The organism is Negadavirga shengliensis (assembly GCF_042652345.1).
GTDB classification, from domain to species: Bacteria; Bacteroidota; Bacteroidia; order Cytophagales; family Cyclobacteriaceae; genus Negadavirga; species Negadavirga shengliensis.
The window spans coordinates 1-2,492 of record NZ_JBHSJJ010000039.1 but is presented as its reverse complement, the minus strand read 5'-3'; the positions used below and the strand labels follow the sequence as shown (position 1 = coordinate 2,492).

General features: G+C 45.7%; 2 protein-coding genes. Both read right to left on the bottom strand.

Annotated elements, in window-relative coordinates; all coding sequences use genetic code 11:
- A partial coding sequence (locus tag ACFPFU_RS25560; RefSeq protein ID WP_377069573.1) for a carboxypeptidase-like regulatory domain-containing protein occupies window positions 1–359 on the bottom strand: 359 nt, incomplete at its 3' end.
- Between the two features lie 529 nt (window positions 360–888).
- A partial coding sequence (locus ACFPFU_RS25555) for a RagB/SusD family nutrient uptake outer membrane protein (RefSeq protein WP_377069571.1) occupies window positions 889–2,492 on the bottom strand: 1,604 nt, incomplete at its 5' end.

Below are 2,492 nucleotides of genomic sequence, written 5' to 3'. Positions count from 1 at the left end.
CCGATAAAGGAAAAGACCAGGGTCGCTCCTTCCGGCACCGTGATGGCGTACTTCCCGTCGATATCCGTGGCGGTACCTATATTGGTCCCCGGGACCGATACAGTCGCCCCGGGAATAGGCGCCCCATCCTGGTCCGTAACCGTACCCGTAATGGTAACATCAAATATTTTGGTAGGTCTCAATTCATCTGAGATACGTACGGATGCAAGAACCGGCTTTTCTTTTTCTATTTTCAGTATGTCGCTTTTTAACCAGCTGTTCTCCTGGGCAAGCAAACCTTCTGAAAATAAACTCAATACGACGGCCGCAATCAGTGAAATCGATTGCATAAATCGATACATTTGTAATGGTTTTTTCATAATGGATTTTTGCTAATTTTCGTTTGAAATTTCATAATCTTCCTTAAGGCAATAACCTTTTTTTCCGTAATTTTTTTTCATCATTTGTTTTTTACCATAGGCATCCTATTTAAATTATAATTATTTAGCACAAAAAATGGTCAATGAAAATTTATTCTAAAAAGGCATTAAATAATAAACAACTAATTATATAACAATATTAGGTCATTTTTAAAACTATATTTTAAATATTAAATCATAAATGAATGATTATATTGTTTATAGTATCATTCAATAATAAAAACAAATAGGATAAAAACAAAGTAAAAATTGAACAAAATCGATTTTTAAAATTATTATTAAATAAAATCATTGATAATTAAAATATTTTCAAAAAATACTGATATCCCAGCGGTCAGGGATGGCTGCTTATTGGCAGCTTATTGATATTAAATAAATGAAAAAACCAATAAAAAGCTGTTGGCAAAGGGCCGGGTACATTTCCAGCTCTCTGCCAACAGCTTTATGTTTTCAAATCAATAATTCTTACTCAATCCCATCCCGGATTCTGGCCCAGGGCCGGGTTTTGGGCCAGGTCATTCAACGGGATCGGCCACAGATAGTCCCTGTTTTCATCAAAGGTGGGGTTTTCCCAATCAGAGTTCTTATATACATCGATATAAGTTTTGCCGTTTTCGGGATCCACACTGGTATGGATAATGGCCCCCGCATATCTTGCCTCAGCAGCAGCATTCCACTGTATGCCCATGTCGGGCTTTTCCAGCTTCCTGCCCTGCTTCCACCGCCTGAGATCATCATAGCGGAAACCCTCTCCAAACAGCTCAATTCTCCTTTCCCTTCTGATTTCAACCAAAAGCGGTGAAATCCCGTCATCGGCGTACCTTGGGTCCATAGGCGGGTTCATATCCAGATGCGCCATGCCCACCCTGTCGCGGAGCAAATTGATGCTTTTATCCAGGTCGGCCTGGGTGATTTCCCCCAGTTCCGCCATGGCTTCGGCATAATTCAACAAGGCTTCTGCAAACCTTAGAATAATGGCAGGGGATTCAGCCGTGTTATAAGCCATTCCGATCATGTCGTCTGCATTGTAATGTTTGATGACATGGTATCCCGTGGAGGAAGTCCGTCCACCGGGCTGGCCCTGTATTCTGGGATAAGGCCTGCCGTCGGCATTGTGGTATTGATAAAATTCCGAATCCTCAGGATGAAGGATGGTCTGTCTCAATCTGGGATCCCTGTTCATAAACACATCCTCAATGGCATCGTCACCCTGATAAAGCGGGGAAAGCGTGATGGGCAATCCGTCCTCACAAAGGTAGTCTTCCACAAAATCCCGGGTGGCCCCGCCGGAGTAGCTGTAATAATCCTGCACATGATTGGTCAGGATACCCAGCTGGTAACGTCTCCAGACCATTACTTCCGGATTGCCGGAAACATCAAGTATCCGGTGATAGGCATTGTAGTCATGTTCCGGGTCTCCTGTCATGTACAGCGAGTAAGGCCCGTTGTCCATCAGTTCCCTGGCCGCATCAGCGGCTTCCCTCAGCCACATCTCCGGATTGGATCCGCCGTGGTATTTTCTCCAGGTACCTTCAAACAGGCATACGCGGGATTTTATCAGCAGGGCAGCCCAGCGGTTGAGCCTACCCGGCTCATTGCCATCCCCCCAATCCTCCGGTATCCATTCCGTAGCAAAATCGAGGTCCGCCAGCACATTGTCCATCACCTCTTCACGGGGCATTCTTTCGGCAAACAGCTCTTCGGAATCAATGTTGAGTTCTTTGTCCACCCAGGGGGCATCGCCGAACATCTTCACGATGTGGTGATAAAACCACCCCCTGAAGAGCCTGGCCTCCCCCACATATCTGTTTCTGACATCTTCAAGAACATCTGCCCGGGGATAATTTTCCAAGCCAATGTTGATGGCTCTCACAAAATTCCATCCCCGGTAACCGTACCACTGGTTACCAATACCGGATGAGGAAGTGGGCACAATCTGCTTTCCCGCCCGCACCTGTTGGAAAGGCCGGTGTCTTTCGTGGTTGGGGGCCAGGTTATCGGCAAACCCGTCCAAATGCAGGTAACTGGCCAATTGGCTATCAAACCCGTTGTGATGTCCCAGCAGGATGGGGA